Annotated in this window: 20 protein-coding genes; 10 read left to right on the forward strand and 10 right to left on the reverse strand. The window is 69.9% G+C overall.

Going from position 1 to position 15779, the window contains the following annotated elements; genetic code table 11:
• The first annotated feature begins 18 nt into the window (after positions 1-18).
• A complete protein-coding gene (locus tag KUG41_RS05435; RefSeq protein WP_216901868.1) occupies positions 19-858 on the forward strand; it encodes a sulfotransferase in 840 nt (279 codons plus the stop codon).
• Positions 859-900: 42 nt separating this feature from the next.
• On the opposite strand, the gene kdsA is transcribed toward KUG41_RS05435, so the two are convergent.
• A complete protein-coding gene (gene kdsA, locus KUG41_RS05440) occupies positions 901-1710 on the reverse strand; it encodes a 3-deoxy-8-phosphooctulonate synthase (protein WP_216901869.1) in 810 nt (269 codons plus the stop codon).
• Positions 1711-1775: 65 nt separating this feature from the next.
• Between kdsA and KUG41_RS05445 the strand changes: the two genes are divergently transcribed.
• Entirely contained in the window at positions 1776-2480 is a 705-nt protein-coding gene (locus KUG41_RS05445) for a hypothetical protein (protein ID WP_216901870.1), read from the forward strand.
• A gap of 31 nt (positions 2481-2511) precedes the next feature.
• On the opposite strand, the gene KUG41_RS05450 is transcribed toward KUG41_RS05445, so the two are convergent.
• Complete coding sequence (locus KUG41_RS05450; RefSeq protein WP_216901872.1) at positions 2512-3084, reverse strand: HAD family hydrolase; 573 nt, start codon at positions 3082-3084, stop codon at positions 2512-2514.
• 74 nt (positions 3085-3158) lie between these two features.
• Here KUG41_RS05450 and KUG41_RS05455 point away from each other — a divergent pair, with 74 nt between their 5' ends.
• Positions 3159-3650 carry an HIT family protein gene (locus KUG41_RS05455; protein ID WP_254216869.1) on the forward strand — a complete coding sequence of 164 codons (492 nt, stop codon included), beginning with the start codon at positions 3159-3161 and terminating at the stop codon, positions 3648-3650.
• A 42-nt stretch (positions 3651-3692) separates the two neighbouring features.
• The gene (gene kdsB / locus KUG41_RS05460) at positions 3693-4469 is read left to right on the forward strand and encodes a 3-deoxy-manno-octulosonate cytidylyltransferase (protein ID WP_216901874.1); all 777 of its coding nucleotides are present in this window, start codon (positions 3693-3695) and stop codon (positions 4467-4469) included.
• 100 nt (positions 4470-4569) lie between these two features.
• On the opposite strand, the gene KUG41_RS05465 is transcribed toward kdsB, so the two are convergent.
• Positions 4570-5568 carry a KpsF/GutQ family sugar-phosphate isomerase gene (locus KUG41_RS05465; protein ID WP_216901876.1) on the reverse strand — a complete coding sequence of 333 codons (999 nt, stop codon included), beginning with the start codon at positions 5566-5568 and terminating at the stop codon, positions 4570-4572.
• Between the two features lie 45 nt (positions 5569-5613).
• Between KUG41_RS05465 and KUG41_RS05470 the strand changes: the two genes are divergently transcribed.
• Entirely contained in the window at positions 5614-6942 is a 1329-nt protein-coding gene (locus KUG41_RS05470) for a CCA tRNA nucleotidyltransferase (protein WP_216901878.1), read from the forward strand.
• 8 nt (positions 6943-6950) lie between these two features.
• On the opposite strand, the gene galE is transcribed toward KUG41_RS05470, so the two are convergent.
• A complete protein-coding gene (galE, locus tag KUG41_RS05475) occupies positions 6951-8045 on the reverse strand; it encodes a UDP-glucose 4-epimerase GalE (protein ID WP_216901880.1) in 1095 nt (364 codons plus the stop codon).
• 140 nt (positions 8046-8185) lie between these two features.
• Between galE and KUG41_RS05480 the strand changes: the two genes are divergently transcribed.
• The 4 genes from KUG41_RS05480 to hisS all read left to right on the forward strand — a co-directional run bounded on the left by KUG41_RS05480 (position 8186) and on the right by hisS (position 12908).
• On the forward strand, positions 8186-9598 hold the full coding sequence (locus KUG41_RS05480; RefSeq protein ID WP_216901882.1) for a nucleotide sugar dehydrogenase: 1413 nt from the start codon (positions 8186-8188) through the stop codon (positions 9596-9598).
• A complete protein-coding gene (locus KUG41_RS05485) occupies positions 9599-10540 on the forward strand; it encodes a UDP-glucuronic acid decarboxylase family protein (protein WP_216901884.1) in 942 nt (313 codons plus the stop codon).
• Positions 10537-11559 carry an NAD-dependent epimerase gene (locus KUG41_RS05490; RefSeq protein WP_216901886.1) on the forward strand — a complete coding sequence of 341 codons (1023 nt, stop codon included), beginning with the start codon at positions 10537-10539 and terminating at the stop codon, positions 11557-11559. The genes KUG41_RS05485 and KUG41_RS05490 overlap by 4 nt, the downstream gene beginning before the upstream one ends.
• Positions 11560-11654: 95 nt before the next feature.
• Positions 11655-12908: a histidine--tRNA ligase gene (gene hisS / locus KUG41_RS05495; protein WP_371734044.1), complete on the forward strand. Its 1254-nt coding sequence runs from the start codon at positions 11655-11657 to the stop codon at positions 12906-12908.
• A gap of 115 nt (positions 12909-13023) precedes the next feature.
• On the opposite strand, the gene KUG41_RS05500 is transcribed toward hisS, so the two are convergent.
• The 6 genes from KUG41_RS05500 to KUG41_RS05525 all read right to left on the reverse strand — a co-directional run bounded on the left by KUG41_RS05500 (position 13024) and on the right by KUG41_RS05525 (position 15293).
• Positions 13024-13224 (reverse strand): photosystem II reaction center protein J, encoded by a 201-nt coding sequence (locus tag KUG41_RS05500; protein ID WP_216901896.1) that lies wholly within the window; start codon positions 13222-13224, stop codon positions 13024-13026.
• Between the two features lie 15 nt (positions 13225-13239).
• Positions 13240-13359, reverse strand: coding sequence for a photosystem II reaction center protein L (locus KUG41_RS05505; protein ID WP_015109702.1), 120 nt, complete (start codon positions 13357-13359; stop codon positions 13240-13242).
• Positions 13360-13366: 7 nt separating this feature from the next.
• Positions 13367-13504: a cytochrome b559 subunit beta gene (gene psbF / locus KUG41_RS05510; RefSeq protein WP_015109701.1), complete on the reverse strand. Its 138-nt coding sequence runs from the start codon at positions 13502-13504 to the stop codon at positions 13367-13369.
• Positions 13501-13755, reverse strand: coding sequence for a cytochrome b559 subunit alpha (gene psbE / locus KUG41_RS05515; protein WP_015109700.1), 255 nt, complete (start codon positions 13753-13755; stop codon positions 13501-13503). Before psbE ends, psbF begins: the two co-directional genes overlap by 4 nt.
• 105 nt (positions 13756-13860) lie before the next feature.
• Positions 13861-14892, reverse strand: coding sequence for a photosynthesis system II assembly factor Ycf48 (locus tag KUG41_RS05520; RefSeq protein ID WP_216901898.1), 1032 nt, complete (start codon positions 14890-14892; stop codon positions 13861-13863).
• Complete coding sequence (locus KUG41_RS05525) at positions 14892-15293, reverse strand: rubredoxin (RefSeq protein ID WP_216901899.1); 402 nt, start codon at positions 15291-15293, stop codon at positions 14892-14894. Before KUG41_RS05525 ends, KUG41_RS05520 begins: the two co-directional genes overlap by 1 nt.
• Before the next feature lie 113 nt (positions 15294-15406).
• Here KUG41_RS05525 and ndhC point away from each other — a divergent pair, with 113 nt between their 5' ends.
• On the forward strand, positions 15407-15769 hold the full coding sequence (gene ndhC, locus KUG41_RS05530; RefSeq protein WP_216901903.1) for a photosynthetic/respiratory NAD(P)H-quinone oxidoreductase subunit C: 363 nt from the start codon (positions 15407-15409) through the stop codon (positions 15767-15769).
• The last annotated feature ends 10 nt before the right edge of the window (positions 15770-15779 follow it).

Here is a 15779-nt window from a genome sequence, read left to right on the forward strand (position 1 = left end):
CTCCTGCGCCCTGGCTTCTTGCGTGGCCTTCTGCTGATCCGCGGCCTCGGCCACAGCGGCAGCACCATTCTCGACCTTGCCCTGGGATCCCATCCCGCCGTGATCGGTCTGGGGGAGGCGGTGCGCCTGCTGCGCCGGCCGGCCCCGGGCGAGGAGCGGCGGGGACCGGCGCAGCTGCGCGGGGAGTTGCGCCATGAGCGTCGGTGCACCTGTGGGGAGGTGGCCGATTCCTGTCCGGTGTGGGGGCCGCTGCTGGAGTGGCTGCCGGCCCACGACGATCTGCCGCTCGAGGCGAAGGTGCTGCAGCTCGTGGAGCAGGTGAATCGGCTCCCGGAGGCCACCGGGATCGAGTGGCTGGTGGATTCCTTTCAGGACGATCTGCTGCTGCCGCGGCGGACCCTCGCCGGCCTGGAGATCCGGCTGCTCTTCCTGGTGCGGGATGCCCGCTCCTGGGTGCATTCCCGCAGCCGCGGCGCAGGCGGCCCGCTGGCCTCCTGCCGGCCCCTGGCGCGGTGGTGGCGGGTGAACCGCCGCATCGAGGCGCAGCTGCGGGGGGCGGCGAAACCCCTGTTCGTGCTCGGCTACGAGGAGCTGGCTCTGGCACCGGAGGCGGCCCTGGCGCGGCTCTGCGACTGGCTGGATCTGCCCTTCGCTCCCTCCATGCTCACTCCGGGCGAGGCGAGCCGCAGCCATGTGCTGTCCGGGAACCGCATGCGCTTCGATCCCGAGCGCCGGGCGCGCATCCGCTACGACGGCGCCTGGCTGGCTTCGCAGGCCTGGCTGCCGCGGCTGATCCCGCTGCTGCCACCGGTGGCGGCAATGCAGCGCCGCCTGGTGTACGGCAACCGGCTGCTGTGAGGCCCACCCCGTACTGAAGGCGCCGCGCGGTGGCGCGACCGATCAGAGGGTGCTGGGCGCCGGGGCGCCGGCGACCGCGGCCCGGATCGTGAGCAGCTGCTCCAGCAGGGGTTCGAGCCGGTGCAGGGGCACCATGTTGGGGCCGTCGCTGAGGGCGTGATCGGGGTCGGGATGCACCTCCATGAACAGTCCGTCCACCCCAACCGCCATGGCGGCCCTGGCCAGGGGGGCCACGAACTCCCGCTGCCCACCGCTGCTGGAACCGCGCCCGCCCGGCTGCTGCACCGAATGGGTGGCATCGAAGATCACCGGGCAGCCGAGCGCGGCGAGCTGGGGCAGGCTGCGGAAATCCACCACCAGGGTGTTGTAGCCGAAGCTGCTGCCCCGTTCGGTCAGCCAGAGCCTCTCCAGCCCCGCCTCCCGGAGCTTGGTCACCACCTGGGCCATGTCCCACGGGGCCAGGAACTGACCCTTCTTCACGTTGATCGTCTTGTCGGTGCCCCGCACCGCCTCGGCGGCGGCGAGCAGCAGGTCGGTCTGGCGGCAGAGGAAGGCGGGGATCTGCAGCACGTCCACCACCTCGGCGGCGATGGCGGCCTGGGAGCTCTCGTGGATGTCGGTCAGCACCGGCACCCCCAGATCGCGCTTCACCTCGGCCAGCACGGCAAGGCCCTCCTCGAGCCCCGGTCCCCGGAAGGTCCCGCCGGAGCTGCGGTTGGCCTTGTCGAAGCTTGCCTTGAACACGTAGTCGATGCCGAGGCGGTCGCAGCAGCCCTTCACCCGCTCAGCCACCGAGAGGGCCAGGTCGCGGCTCTCGATCACGCAAGGACCGGCGATCAGGGTGAAGCTCATGGGCGTGCTGGTGGGCGAAGATCCGGGCAGCTGCCAGCATGCCTGAGCCGTTGCGGTCGCGCCTGATGACGCAGCTCATCCCCATCTTCATCGGGTACGACCCACGGGAACGGGCGGCCACCAATGTGCTCATTGACAGCCTGTACCAGCACAGCAGCCAGCCGATCGCCGTGACGCCGATCGTGGCGGAACAGCTCACAGGAACCTTCACCCGCCAGCGCGATCCCCGCCAGAGCACCGCCTTCTCCTTCACCCGGTTTCTGGTTCCTTATCTGATGGGATATCAGGGCTGGGCGATGTTCATGGACTGCGACATGCTCTGCCGCGGCGACATCGCCGCCCTCTGGGCGCTGCGTGACGATCGCTTCGCCGTGATGTGCACCCAGCATGAACACGTGCCCGGCGAGCAGGTGAAATTCCTCGGGGAAGTGCAGAGCGCCTATCCCAAGAAGAACTGGAGCTCGCTGATGCTGCTCAACTGCAGCCGCTGCACCGCCCTCACCCCCGAGTACGTCAACACGGCCTCAGGGCTCGATCTGCACCGTTTCCACTGGTTGTCCGGTGATGAGGAGATCGGTGCGGTCCCCGACCGCTGGAATCATCTGGTCGACGTGCAGCCGGCGCCGCAGGCCCCGGCCTCGGAAGGCGGCCCCGCGCTGCTGCACTGGACCCTGGGCGGGCCGTGGTTCCGGGATCTGCGCACCATGGGCGGGCCACTGGCGGCGGAATGGTTCGGTGCCCGCGACGATGCCATGCGGCTCTGGGACTGAGGGCGCTTCGGCCTCGGCGTCCTTCCCGGCCTCAGTCGTTCCGGTCGCGCCAGCCATGGGTGCTGAGGTCGTGCCACAGCGGGGTGGGTCGCAGCAGGTGCTCGGCCAGCTCGCGCACGGCCCCCCGGCCCCCCGGGTGTCCCAGCACCAGATCGGCCCGGCGCCGCAGTGGTGGTGCCGCATCGGCCGTCGCGATCAGCAGGCCGACCTCGGGGCGGACCGCCAGATCGTTGACGTCATCCCCAACAAAGGCGGTGGCCGAGGCCGGCAGTCCCACCGTCGCCTGCAGGGCGGCGAGAGCCACCGGCTTGTCGGCGGCCCCCACCAGGCAGTGGCGGATGCCCAGATGGGCGGCGCGCTGCTCGGTGGCACCGCCGCGGCCGCCGCTCAGCAGGGCCACCTCGAGCCCCGCCTGCTGCATCAGGCGGATGCCGAGACCGTCACGCACATCGAAGCGTTTGATCAGTTCGCCCTGGGGGCCGTACCAGAGGCCGCCATCGGTGAGGACTCCGTCCACATCGAGCACCACCAGCCGGACCTCGGCCAGGCGGTGGCGCTGGCTCCACCAGCGCAGCCGCCGGGGCAGGGAACGGAGGGGGTCCATGCGCCCATCCTCCCCGACGGCTTCTTCCCGTGGCTCGAGCGGGGGCAGGGTGGTGCCGAGCGATCCACGCCGCCATGACGTCCCCCTCCCCCGCCGTCGAGCCGGACTGCCCGGTCTGTGCCCTCCATGCCAGCGACCCCCTCCGGGAGGCCTATCAGATCGTGCGCCATGGACCCTGGCTGCTGCGGCACCATCCCGATCCCGCTCCGCTGGCCGGCTGGCTGCTGCTGGACAGCCGGCGGCACATCGGTGGGGCCGCCGATTTCGACGCGCTCGAGTGTGCCGGCTTCGGCTCGATGCTCCAGCGCAGCTCGGCACTGGTGCGCGCGCTGGCGGGCTGCGAGCGGGTGTACGCCATCGCTTTCGGGGAAGGGGCCCGCCACTTCCATCTGCATCTGATTCCCCGGGCCGCGGCGGAACCGGCCAGCGAGAGCTGGCGCATCGCCGATCTCTACCGATCCGTGGCCGCCGGTGAGCGGGCGCCGGCCGATCCGGCCCTGGTGGGCGACCTCGTGCGGCGCGCCAGACCCCTGGCGGCAGCCTGGCTGGCCGCTGACCAGTCCTGAGCGGCAGACGCCTTAGGCTCCCTCACCGGTGAAGTGGTCCCCATGCACGTCGTCGTGGCGGTGCCGGCACGGCTGGAATCCTCGCGGCTGCCAGGCAAGGTGATGGCCGACATCGGCGGCCGGCCGATGCTGCGGCGGGTGCTGGAGCGCTGCCGCCTGGCCCGGACCGCCCGGGTGGTGGTGCTCTGCACCGACGGTGAGGCACTGCGGCAGGCCGCGACGGGCTGGGGATTTCCGGTTCTGATGACGGCGGCCGACTGCAGCTCCGGCAGTGACCGGCTGGCCTCGGTGGCGGACCAGCTGGTGCGCCTGGCGGGCGATGGGGCTGTGGCTCAGGACACGCTGATCATCAACGTTCAGGGAGATCAGCCGTTCATCGATCCCGCCGTGATCGACGCGATGGCGGCCGAATTCGAACGGCGCCGGCCGCCGCCGGAGGTGCTCACTCCCGTCTACCGGATGGGGGCGGAGAACGTGCACGACCCGAACGTCGTCAAGACCCTGCTGGCGGCCGATGGCCGGGCGCTCTACTTCTCTCGCTCGGCGCTGCCCCATGTGCGCGGCGAGGATCCTGACGACTGGCATCGCCACGCGCCCTACTGGGGGCATGTGGGCATCTACGGCTATCGGGCCGACGTCCTGGCCCGTTGGGCCAGCCTGCCCCACTCGCCGCTGGAGCACACCGAGAAACTGGAACAGCTGCGGCTGATCGAGGCCGGGATCACCATGGGCACCTTCCCGGTGGAGGGGGAATCGCTGTCAGTGGACACACCCGAGCAGCTGGAGGAGGCCCGTCGCATCGCCGCTGCCCAGGGCTGAAGAGAACACGGACCCAGAGATCACGCTGGATCCCTCCAGCGGCTGGCATCGCCTGCGGCCAGCACCCCGGCGGGAACGGGCCTGTCCCGCCGGTGCCCGCTCATGGCTTCGCCGTGGTGAGCCCGGCCTGGACCAGGTCGTGCAGTCGCAGCAGACCGAGCATGCGCTGGTTGAGGTCCACCACCGGAAGCACGGCGATGGCCTTGCGGCGGTTGCGCTCCATCTGCTCCAGGGCATGGATCGCCAGGGTTTCGGCGCCCACCGTGATCGGATCGGCCGTCATCAGATCGGCGGCCGTCAGCAGGTTCCACTCCTGTGCTCCGTGCTGCTGCAGGGCACGGCGCAGATCACCATCGGTGATCAGGCCATGGATGCGCTCGCCCGCCATCCGATCCGCCACCCAGCAGGCCCCCACCCCATCGGCGGTGAGATGGGCGATCACCTCCGGCAGAGGGGCCTCGGCCCTCAGGGGGGCCAGGCGTGCCACCGGCACCATCAGCTCGGCGGCGGTGAGGGTGAGCTGTTTCCCCAGGGAGCCGGCAGGGTGGTTGAGGGCAAAATCCTGGGGTGAGATGCCGCGCCGCTCCATCCACACCGTGGCCAGGGCGTCCCCGATCGCCATCGCCACGGCCGTGCTGGCGGTGGGGGCCAGGTTGAGGGGACACACCTCCCGGTCCACCGAACCGTCCAGCACCACGTCGCTGCCCCTGGCGAGGGTGGACTCGGCGCGGCCCACCAGGGCGATGCGGGCGGTGCCCCGGCGACGCAGATGGGGCAGGATCGCCAGCAGTTCATCCGTCTCGCCGCTGTTCGAGAGCAGCAGGGCCACGTCGTCGGCCGCCACCACGCCCAGGTCGCCATGCAGGGCATCGAGGGGGTTGAGGTAGATCGCCATCAGGCCGATGGAGGAGAAGGTGGCGGCGATCTTGCGGGCCACGATGCCGCTCTTGCCCACGCCTGTGATGACGAGTTTGGCGCGGCGATCGGCACAGTCCTCCAGGAGCTGCAGCGCGGCCTCGACCTGGCCATGGTCCAGCCGAAGGGCACTGGCGGCGATGGCGGCGGCTTCCTCGACGAGGCAGCGCGTGAGGGCAGACACGGAGTGGATTCAGGATGATGCGGCCATTCTCCCCATCCCCTTCCGTTGGGCCCGCCCTCCGCTGCCGCACTGCCCGGCATTCCTGCTTCGCTTCTGGAGCGGCTCCAGCTTGTGGCCGCCGGCCATCGGCTGGCGCTGGTGGGGGGGGCGGTGCGCGACCTGCTGCTGCACCGGGTCCACAACGACCCCTGGCGAGGTGTGCCCGATCTTGACCTGGTGGTGGAACCCATCGGGCCTTTGCCGATGCCCCCCGGTGCCACCCCTCCAGTGGTGGCACCGGCCCATGGGGTGGCCCGCCGGCTGCGCCGCCTGGTGGGGCCGGGCAGTGTGACGGTCTATCTGGAGCATGGCCAGTACGGCACGGTGGAGCTGGAGTTGCAGCTGGAGGAGGGTCCGCTGCTGCTCGATCTGGCCAGTGCACGTCGGGAGTCGTACCCGGTGGCGGGGGAGAATCCCGTGGTGAGCCCCGGTTCACTCCAGGACGATCTTGCCCGCCGGGACTTCACGATCAACGCGATGGCGGTGCTGCTCGATGGCGATCCCGGCGCTGACATGGCGTCCGGCGGACTCGGGCCGACGCTCCTGGATCCCCATGGCGGCCAGGCGGACCTGGCCCTGCGCCAGCTGCGTTTCCTCCATCCCTGCAGCGTCCGGGATGACCCCACCCGCGTCCTGCGGGCATCCCGCTATGCCGCGCGGCTGGGGTTCCGGCTCGCGCCTGCGAGCCTGGATCAGATCAGGGAGACGCTGGCCCGCTGGCCCTGGGGTTGGCGAGCCGGCGACCCCCCCGGCCAGGCGCCCTCGGCTCTGGGCACCCGCCTGCGCATGGAACTGGAGCTCATGCTTCAGCGGGAGAACTGGACGGTGGCCCTGGGGGAATTGCAGCGCTGGGGGGCGCTGACGCTGCTGGACCCCGTGCTGCAGGCCGACGGGTGCTGGCGGCGGCGCCTGCTGTGGGCCCGGCGCCTGGGACTCGATCTGCTGCCTGCCCTCGTGGCCGGGGCTGCCGATCCGATGGCCCTGGCCGTCCGTCTGCAGCTGCCCCATCGCCAGCAGCGCCACCTGGTGCAGTTCCTGTCCCTTCGTGACCGATTGGATGCGGTGGGTCGCGAGGAGGATCTCCGCCGCTGGCCCCCCTCACGCTGGTGTGCCCTGCTGGAGGCACCCGGCATCTCCCCGGAGGCGGTGGCCCTGACCCTGGCGTCCTGTGGCGGCCCCCGGCGCCCGCTGTTGCGCTGGTGGCTGCGCTGGCGCCATCTGCGCTCAGCCGTCAGTGCCCAGAGCCTGATCGCGGCCGGGCAGCCTCCTGGTCCTGACCTGGGGCAGCGGTTGCGGCAGCTGCGGGCCGAGCGGCTGGACCGTGAACGGGCCTGAGGGCCGCCTCAACCGTCCAGGGAGGATTCCCCTTCGCCGAAGCCGCCGGGATTGGCGCTCTGCCACGCCCAGCCGTCACGGCAGATGTCGGCCAGGGAGCGGCGGGTGCGCCAGCCCATGCGCCGTTCCGCCTCCTGGGGATCGGCGATGCTCACGGCGGAATCCCCGGGCCGGCGGCCCACCACGCTGAAGGGAACCGCCAGACCGTTGGTGGTCTCGAAGGCCCGCACCAGATCGAGCACCGAGTGACCGGAGCCGCTGCCGAGGTTGAGGGTGAGCAGCTGGGGGGGCTCGGCCTCGAGCACCGCCAGGGCGCGGCGATGGCCCTCGGCCAGATCCATCACGTGCAGGTAGTCGCGGACGCCGGTGCCGTCCGGGGTGGGCCAGTCACCGCCGAAGACATCGAGGCGGGGACGGCGACCGGCGGCCACCTGGCAGAGGTAAGGGAAGAGGTTGTTGGGACTGCCGCTGGGATCCTCGCCGAGCCGTCCGCTCGGATGGGCTCCCACGGGGTTGAAGTAGCGCAGCCGCGCGATTCGCCACCCCGGCGAGCTGGCGGCCACATCGGCCAGCATCCGCTCCACGGCCGCCTTGGTGTAGCCATAGGGATTGATCGGTTGCAGCGGGGCCGTTTCCGGGATCGGCACCCGGTCGGTGCTGCCGTAGAGGGTGGCGCTGCTGCTGAACACCAGGGTCCGGCAGCCGTGGCGGCCCATGGCTTCGAGCAGCCGCAGGCTGCCGGTGACGTTCACGTCCCAGTAGCGCAGGGGCTGGGCCACCGACTCGCCGACGGCCTTGAGGCCGGCGAAATGGAGCACGGCGCCGATGCCGTCTGCAAAGGCGCGATCCAGATCGCCGGGGCAGCGCACATCTCCCCGGAGCAGGGTGAGATCGGCCGGCCCGCTGTCCCCCGTCGACCAGCGGCCCGGGGACTCCTGCCGCAGCGCCCCCAGCCCGGCCAGTTCGGCGACGCGGCGAAGGGCTTCGGGACTGCCGTTGCTGAAGTCGTCCAGCACCCCCACGCTGAGGCCCTCCTCCAGCAGGGCCAGGCAGGTGTGGCTGCCGATGAACCCGGCACCCCCAGTCAGCAGGACCTTGGTCAAGAAACGGGTCCGACAGGTGGGCGGGATCCAAATTACCTGCCCTCGCTATTGATGATCGGCCCGCTTCTTGCCTCTCTGCTCACCGGGCGGCGGACAAATTCTTCAAGGGGGGTAACCTCCCGACAGCAGCCTTCAGCCCCATGGATTCGGCCCGTTCGCCGATTCGCACCATCTGTTGCATCGGAGCGGGTTACGTGGGCGGCCCCACCATGGCGGTGATCGCCGATCGCTGTCCCCACATCCAGGTCACGGTGGTGGATCTCAATGTCGAGCGGATCGACGCCTGGAACGACCCTGACCTGGCTCGTCTGCCGGTCTATGAGCCCGGTCTGGATGCGGTGGTGGGCAGGGCCCGGGGCCGCAATCTGCACTTCACCACCGAAGTGGATGGCGCCATCGCCGCCGCCGACATGGTGTTCCTCTCGGTGAACACCCCCACCAAGACCCGCGGGGTGGGGGCCGGTCAGGCCAGCGACCTGCGCTGGATCGAGGCCTCGGCCCGCCAGGTGGCCGCCGTGGCCCGGGGCCACACGATCGTGGTGGAGAAGAGCACCCTGCCGGTGCGCACCGCCGAGGCGGTGAAGGCGATCCTGGGGGCCGCCCAGCAGAACGGCTCAGGCCCCGCGAATGGCGAGACCAAGACCTTTTCGGTGCTCTCCAACCCCGAGTTCCTCGCCGAGGGCACGGCCATCGGCGACCTGGAGTCGCCGGACCGGGTGCTGATCGGCGGGGAGGACGCCTCAGCGATCGAATGCCTGGCGGGGATCTACGCCACCTGGGTACCGGATGAGCGGATCCTGCGCACCAATCTCTGGAGCAGCGAGCTCTCCAAGCTCACCGCCAACGCCTACCTGGCCCAGCGGATCTCCTCGATCAACAGCATCGCGGCCCTGTGTGAGGCCACCGGCGCCGATGTGCGGGAGGTGGGCCGGGCGATCGGCACCGATTCCAGGATCGGCTCGCGGTTTCTGCAGGCCGGCCCAGGCTTCGGTGGCAGCTGCTTCCAGAAGGACATCCTCAACCTGGTCTACCTCTGCCGCCACTACGGGCTGGAGGAGGTGGCGGCCTACTGGGAGCAGGTGGTGACCCTGAACACCTGGCAGCAGGACCGCATCGCCCGGATGGTGGTGCAGCGGCTGTTCGGCACCATCACCGGCAAGCGGCTGGCGGTGCTGGGTTTCGCCTTCAAGGCCGATACCAACGACACCCGGGAGGCCCCGGCGATCCGCATCTGCCGGGAGCTGATCGAGGAGGGGGCCCGGCTGGTGATCGTCGATCCCAAGGTGTCTTCCGCCCAGATCGCCGCCGATCTGGGCCAGCCTCCTTCCGCGGCCGAAGGCGGCTGGCAGGTGGCGGCGTCGCCGCTGGAGGCGGCCACCGGTGCCGATGCCGTGCTGATCCTCACCGAATGGCGCGAATATGCCCGGCTCGACTGGGACGCGATCGGCGCGGTGATGCGACGCCCCGCCTGGCTGTTCGATGCCCGGGCCATCGCCGATGCCGACGCAGCCCGGGCTGCGGGCCTTAACGTCTGGCGTGTCGGTGAGGGCTGAGTGGCACGGCGCAACCTGATCACCGGCGGGGCCGGTTTCCTGGGATCCCATCTGGTGGACCGGCTGATGGAGGCCGATGAAGAAGTCATCTGCCTTGACAACTACTACACGGGTCGCAAGGAAAACATCCGTCAGTGGCTGGGTCATCCCAACTTCGAACTGATCCGCCATGACGTCACCGATCCGATCCGGCTGGAGGTGGATCGCATCTGGCATCTGGCCTGTCCTGCCTCGCCGGTGCACTACCAGTTCAACCCGATCAAGACGGCCAAGACGAGCTTCCTCGGCACCTACAACATGCTCGGCCTGGCACGGCGGGTGGGGGCCCGGCTGCTGCTTGCCAGCACCAGCGAGGTGTACGGCGACCCTGAGGTCCATCCCCAGCCGGAGAGCTACCGGGGCTGTGTGAACACCATCGGCATCCGCTCCTGCTACGACGAGGGAAAGCGGATCGCCGAAACCCTCTGCTTCGACTACCAGCGGATGCACAGCACGGAGATCCGCGTGATGCGGATCTTCAACACCTACGGCCCCCGCATGCTCCCCGATGACGGCCGGGTGGTGAGCAACTTCATCGTGCAGGCCCTGCAGGGGCACCCCCTCACCCTCTACGGCGACGGCAGCCAGACCCGCTCCTTCTGCTACGTGGATGATCTGATCGAGGGCATGATCCGGCTGATGAACGGCGATCACACCGGCCCGATCAACATCGGCAATCCCGGGGAGTTCACCATCCGCCAGCTGGCCGAACGGGTGCGGGACCGCATCCAGCCCGACCTGGCGCTCACCACCCAGCCCCTGCCCCAGGACGACCCCCTGCAGCGCCAGCCGGTGATCGATCTCGCCAGGGACGTGCTGGGCTGGGAACCGAAGGTGAGCCTGGAGGAGGGCCTGGAGCCCACCATCGCTTACTTCCGCGAGCGCCTTCAGGCCGGTCGATGAGCGCCGCCATCCTCGTCACCGGCGCCGCCGGCTTCATCGGCGCGGCCGTGGCCGAACAGCTCCTCGCCCGTGGCGAACGGGTGATCGGCCTCGACAACCTCAACGCCTACTACGACCCGGCCCTGAAGCGGGCACGGCTGGAGCGGCTGGAGGGCCTGGCGCCGCCGGGGGCCTTCCGGTTCCACCGCCTTGATCTGGTGGAGGGCGAAGCGGTGGCGGCCCTGTTCGCCGCCGAACGGCCTGCGGGGGTGATTCACCTCGCCGCGCAGGCCGGTGTGCGCTACTCGATCGAGAACCCCTCGGCCTACATCCAGAGCAACCTGGTGGGCTTCGGCCACATCCTTGAGGGCTGCCGCCACGGGGCCGTGCAGCATCTCGTCTATGCGTCGAGCAGTTCGGTCTACGGCGGCAACCGCCACATGCCGTTCTCGGAGCAGGATCCGGTGAACCACCCGGTGAGCCTGTACGCGGCCACCAAGAAGGCCAACGAACTGATGGCCCACACCTACAGCCACCTCTACGGGCTGCCGGCCACGGGACTGCGCTTCTTCACCGTCTACGGGCCCTGGGGCCGGCCCGACATGGCGCCGATGCTGTTCGCCCGGGCGATCCTGGCCGGTGAACCGATCCGGGTGTTCAACCAGGGCCACATGGAGCGGGACTTCACCTACATCGACGACATCGTGGAGGGGGTGATCCGCTGCCTCGACAAACCGGCCACGGCCGATCCCGCGTTCGATCCCCTCCATCCCGATCCCGCCACGGCGGCGGTGCCCCACCGGCTCTTCAACATCGGCAATTCCCAGCCGGTGCCCCTGCTGCACTTCATCGAACTGATGGAGCAGGCCCTCGGACGGCCGGCGATCCGCGACCTGCAGCCGATGCAGCCGGGCGACGTGCCCGCCACCGCCGCTGACACCACGGCCCTGGAGGCCTGGGTGGGCTTCCGGCCCTCCACCCCCATCGAGGTGGGCATCGGCCGCTTCGCTGCCTGGTACCGCACCTTCCACGGCGTCTGAACCGGGGCGCCACGCCTGCCGCGTCACTTCGCCATGCACACTGGGGAACCTGTGCGCGCCCGACCGCCTTGAAACCGCTCCAGAGCCTGCGGGGCATGGTTGACCTGCTGCCCGGTCAGACCCCCTTCTGGCAGCGGATCGAAGCCACCGCCAGGGATCACTTCCGCCGGGCCGCCGTCGAGGAGATCCGCACACCGCTGCTGGAGGCCACCGAGCTGTTCGCCCGCGGCATCGGCGAGGCCACCGATGTGGTGGGCAAGGAGATGTACAGCTTCGACGACCGGGGCGCCCGCAGCTGCACCCTGCGGCCCGAAGGCACGGCCTCGGTGGTGCGGGCCGCCATCCAGCACGGGCTCGTGGCCCAGGGGCCCCAGCGGCTCTGGTACGGCGGGCCGATGTTCCGCTACGAGCGGCCCCAGGCCGGGCGGCAGCGGCAGTTTCACCAGATCGGCCTGGAGTTCCTCGGCCACGCTGATCCCCGCAGCGATGTGGAGGCCATCGCCATCGCCTGGGATCTGCTGATGGATCTGGGGCTGGGGGGCCTGCGCCTTGAGCTCAATTCCCTCGGCAGCCCCGACGACCGGCTGCGCTATCGGGCCGAACTGGTGGCCTGGCTGGAGGCCCACCGGGAACGGCTGGATCCCGATTCCCAGCAGCGCATCGCCACCAACCCCCTGCGGGTGCTCGATTCCAAGAATCCCGACACCCAGGAGCTGCTGGCCGGAGCTCCCACCCTGGCCGACGCCCTGGACGGGGCCAGCCACGAGCGTTTCCTGCGGGTGCGCCAGGGCCTCGAGGCCCTGGCCATTCCCTTCGAGCTCAACCCCAGGCTGGTGCGCGGCCTCGATTACTACGGCCACACCGCCTTCGAGATCACCAGCAGCCAGCTGGGGGCGCAGGCGACGGTGTGCGGCGGTGGCCGCTACGACGGCCTGGTGGAGCAGCTGGGTGGCCCGCCCACCCCGGCGGTCGGCTGGGCCCTGGGCATGGAGCGGCTGGTGCTGCTGGTGCAGGCCAGCGGTGGCGAGCAGGGCAGCGCTCCACCGCCGGATCTCTATCTGGTCAGCCGCGGCGAAACGGCCGAAGCCCAGGCCCTCGCGCTGGCCCGCGGCTGGCGGAGGCAGGGTCTGGCGGTGGAGCTCGATCTCAGCGGCGCCGCCTATGGCAAGCAGTTCAAGCGGGCCGACCGCAGCGGCGCCCGCTGGGCGGCGGTGCTGGGGGAGGCGGAAACCAGCGAAGGGGTGGTGATCCTCAGGGATCTGCGCAGTGGCGACGCCGCGGCGGAGCAGCGCCTGGCCCCCGGGGCTGTCGCGGATGTGCTGGGGGCCGCCGATCGTCTCAATGGCTAGCCTCGACCTGCTCGATCTCTCGAACTGTGGGCGACGTGCAGGCCATGATCGAGCTGAGCAACCCGTGCCAGCCCGAACTCAAGCCACTGGAGGTGACGGCCCGGGCAGAGGGTGCTCAGGCCGAACCGACGCCCACATAGGCGCCGTAGAAGAACAGGCCGACCACGAAGATGACGGCCATGCCACCGGCGGTGGCGACCATCCAGAGGGGCAGAACCCCTTCGGTCCAGCGGCTCTTCCAGGCCACGGCCGGGCGGCCATCGGGCAGACGGTCGGGGATCCGGCCGTCGGGCATGGTGGATTTCTTGCCGCTCATGGGTGGGTCCTCCCGTCAGTTGAAGAAGTAGCTGGAAAACAGGATGCCGATGACGAACACGAACAGCAGACCCAGGTAGAGGCTGGTGCGGTTCAGTTCGACCGGCAGGTTGTTGGGGTTGGGATTGCGCTGCATGGAGGGTTCAGCGGCGGACGAACTGCATGGCGGCCAGGGCACCCAGGAAGAAGACCGTGGGGATGCCGAGGGCGTGAACGGAGAGCCAGCGCACCGTGAAGATCGGGTAGTTGCGCGGCGTGGTGGGGGCGGTGGACTGGGTCATGGTTCCTGGAGGCGCAGGTCGAGGCTGCTCTTGCCCTCGTACCGCTGGCTCACGACCGGAGCCTTGGTTTCCTGGGCCTGGAAGTAGGCATCCGGACGGGGCGTGCCGAAGGCGTCGTAGGCGAGGCCGGTGGACACGAACAGGAAGCCCGCCAGGAAGATGGCTGGCAGGGTCACCGCATGGATGACCCAGTAGCGGATGCTTGTGATGATTTCGAAGAACGGACGTTCCCCTGTGGAGCCGGCAGCCATAGCAACAAGCGTTCAGCCCGGCAATCCTAGGGGTCGGCCTGCGGCCGATGGGAGCGGTGCGGGGGGTTGGTTACAGAGGGATGCAGTTGGACCGGGCCCCGGGGCTCAGCCCACCCAGCGCAGCAGCACGCCCCGCTCGCCGAGCACGAAACCCTTGCCGTCCTGGGAGAAGACGATGCGGGAGAAGTTGGTGGGCTGCTCGCTGCCCACCGGATCCCTCTTCCAGCTGGCGCCGGCGTCGTCGCTCACCAGCAGGGTGCCGTTGCCGCCACCGGTCCAGATGGTGCCGCGGGGATCCCAGGCCATGTCGAGGTAGCCGTAGCCGTTGGTGATCGGGATCACGGGCTTGCTCCAGTCGCCGCTCTCTGTGCTTTCGGCGATGCTGAGATCGCCGTCGAAGCGCAGCTGGGCGCCGCGGGCCACCATCCAGAGGTGGCCGTCGGGCTGGAAGCCCATCGACTGGAGCCGCTGGCTGCTCACCCTCTGGTGCACGGCCCAGGCACTCTGGCCGGGCTCCCAGGTGGCGAAGAAATTGCCCAGGCTGCTGACGCTCACGTAGTCGCCTTCGGGGCTGCGGCGCAGGTCGCGGATGGCGCCGGCCGCATCGCCCACCAGGGCCTGCCAGTCGGAGCCGGCGTCGGTGGTGCGGTAAACAGCGCCCACGTTGGTGGCCAGCTCGGCGCTCTTCGGCCCCAGGGCCGTGACCAGGTAAGGCTCACCGGGCAGTTTGGTGTCGAGCAGCAGCCGGCTCCAGCTCTTGCCGGCGTCGTCGCTGTGAAGCAGCAGGCCGGGCTGGCCGACGATCCAGCCCTCGTTGCCCTGGAAGTCGATGCTGATCAGGCGGAAGTTCTCCTCCTCGGGCAGATCCAGGGAGCGGGCCTCCCAGCTGGCGCCGCCGTCGTCGGTTTCCATGATCAGCCGGTTGCTGCCCACCAGGAAGCCGTGGGTGGCACTGGTGAAGGCCACATCGAGGGGGTTGGAGCGGGTGTCCAGGGGGACCTCCTGCCAGGGGCTGGCCGCCGCCGTGGGCAGGCCGGTGGTGACGCAGCCCGAGAGCCCGAGGGCGAGCACCAGGGAGAGCGCCAGGGTGAGCAGGGGGCGCAGGAAGGCCGGCAGGGCAGGGCGGGGCGCAGACATCAACGCAGGGAGTAGAGGGAGAGGAAGAAGGCGAACGCCAGGGCGAAACCGCCGAAGATCAGCACGTTCTTCTGGCCGGGGGTGAGGCGGTTCACCCCCAGACCGAAGTTGAGGTTCTCCTCGAAGCCGCTGGGCTTGTTGCGGGGGCCGATGTCCTTGAAGGCCCCCACCCGGCTGCGGCAGACGGGGCAGCGGAAGCCCACCGGATCCAGTTCCACGAAGGGGGTGCCGGGCGGGATCGCCAGCTTCTTCACCCCCTCGCCCGGGTCGTAGACGAAGCCGCAGCTGCGGCACTCGAAGCGGTGGCTGGCCGGGTCGTCCTCGACGGCGGCTGCCGCAGGGGGCTCAGGGGTTTCCTTGGGCTCCTCGATGAGCGGTTCACTGGGCGGTTCCGTGCTCATCCCTTGCCTCGCCGTGCCAGGGAACTCTATCGACGGCGGTGCCGCCGGTCGTCGCGGCCACCCCCTGCGCCCGGAGACAGGTGGCAGAATGCGCGCCTGGTTGGCTCTGCCGCATGTTCGTGCTCTCCGGCTACGACTCCTTTCTGGGGTTCCTGCTGATTTCGGCGGCGGTGCCGGTGCTGGCGCTGGTGGCCAACAAGCTGCTGGCCCCCAAGAGCCGTGCAGGGGAGCGCCAGCTCACCTATGAGTCGGGGATGGAGCCGATCGGCGGCGCCTGGATCCAGTTCAACATCCGCTATTACATGTTTGCGCTGGTCTTCGTCATCTTCGACGTCGAGACCGTGTTCCTCTACCCCTGGGCGGTGGCGTTCCACCGACTGGGGCTGCTGGCCTTCATCGAGGCCCTGATCTTCATCTCCATCCTGGTGCTGGCCCTGGCGTATGCCTGGCGCAAGGGCGCCCTCGAGTGGAGCTGACCGGACCCCC

Source organism: Synechococcus sp. CCY 9618, assembly GCF_019038415.1.
GTDB lineage: Bacteria > Cyanobacteriota > Cyanobacteriia > PCC-6307 > Cyanobiaceae > Cyanobium.

Coding starts and splice junctions, on each gene's coding strand:
- KUG41_RS05520 (WP_216901898.1), bottom strand. CDS start 14,892: ATGTCTGCGCCCCGCCCTGCCCTGCCGGCCTTCCTGCGCCCCCTGCTC.
- kdsA (WP_216901869.1), bottom strand. CDS start 1,710: ATGAGCTTCACCCTGATCGCCGGTCCTTGCGTGATCGAGAGCCGCGAC.
- KUG41_RS05450 (WP_216901872.1), bottom strand. CDS start 3,084: ATGGACCCCCTCCGTTCCCTGCCCCGGCGGCTGCGCTGGTGGAGCCAG.
- KUG41_RS05505 (WP_015109702.1), bottom strand. CDS start 13,359: ATGCAGCGCAATCCCAACCCCAACAACCTGCCGGTCGAACTGAACCGC.
- KUG41_RS05490 (WP_216901886.1), top strand. CDS start 10,537: ATGAGCGCCGCCATCCTCGTCACCGGCGCCGCCGGCTTCATCGGCGCG.
- kdsB (WP_216901874.1), top strand. CDS start 3,693: ATGCACGTCGTCGTGGCGGTGCCGGCACGGCTGGAATCCTCGCGGCTG.
- psbF (WP_015109701.1), bottom strand. CDS start 13,504: ATGACCCAGTCCACCGCCCCCACCACGCCGCGCAACTACCCGATCTTC.
- KUG41_RS05500 (WP_216901896.1), bottom strand. CDS start 13,224: ATGAGCGGCAAGAAATCCACCATGCCCGACGGCCGGATCCCCGACCGT.
- KUG41_RS05525 (WP_216901899.1), bottom strand. CDS start 15,293: ATGAGCACGGAACCGCCCAGTGAACCGCTCATCGAGGAGCCCAAGGAA.
- ndhC (WP_216901903.1), top strand. CDS start 15,407: ATGTTCGTGCTCTCCGGCTACGACTCCTTTCTGGGGTTCCTGCTGATT.
- KUG41_RS05480 (WP_216901882.1), top strand. CDS start 8,186: ATGGATTCGGCCCGTTCGCCGATTCGCACCATCTGTTGCATCGGAGCG.
- hisS (WP_371734044.1), top strand. CDS start 11,655: ATGGTTGACCTGCTGCCCGGTCAGACCCCCTTCTGGCAGCGGATCGAA.
- KUG41_RS05455 (WP_254216869.1), top strand. CDS start 3,159: ATGACGTCCCCCTCCCCCGCCGTCGAGCCGGACTGCCCGGTCTGTGCC.
- KUG41_RS05445 (WP_216901870.1), top strand. CDS start 1,776: ATGACGCAGCTCATCCCCATCTTCATCGGGTACGACCCACGGGAACGG.
- psbE (WP_015109700.1), bottom strand. CDS start 13,755: ATGGCTGCCGGCTCCACAGGGGAACGTCCGTTCTTCGAAATCATCACA.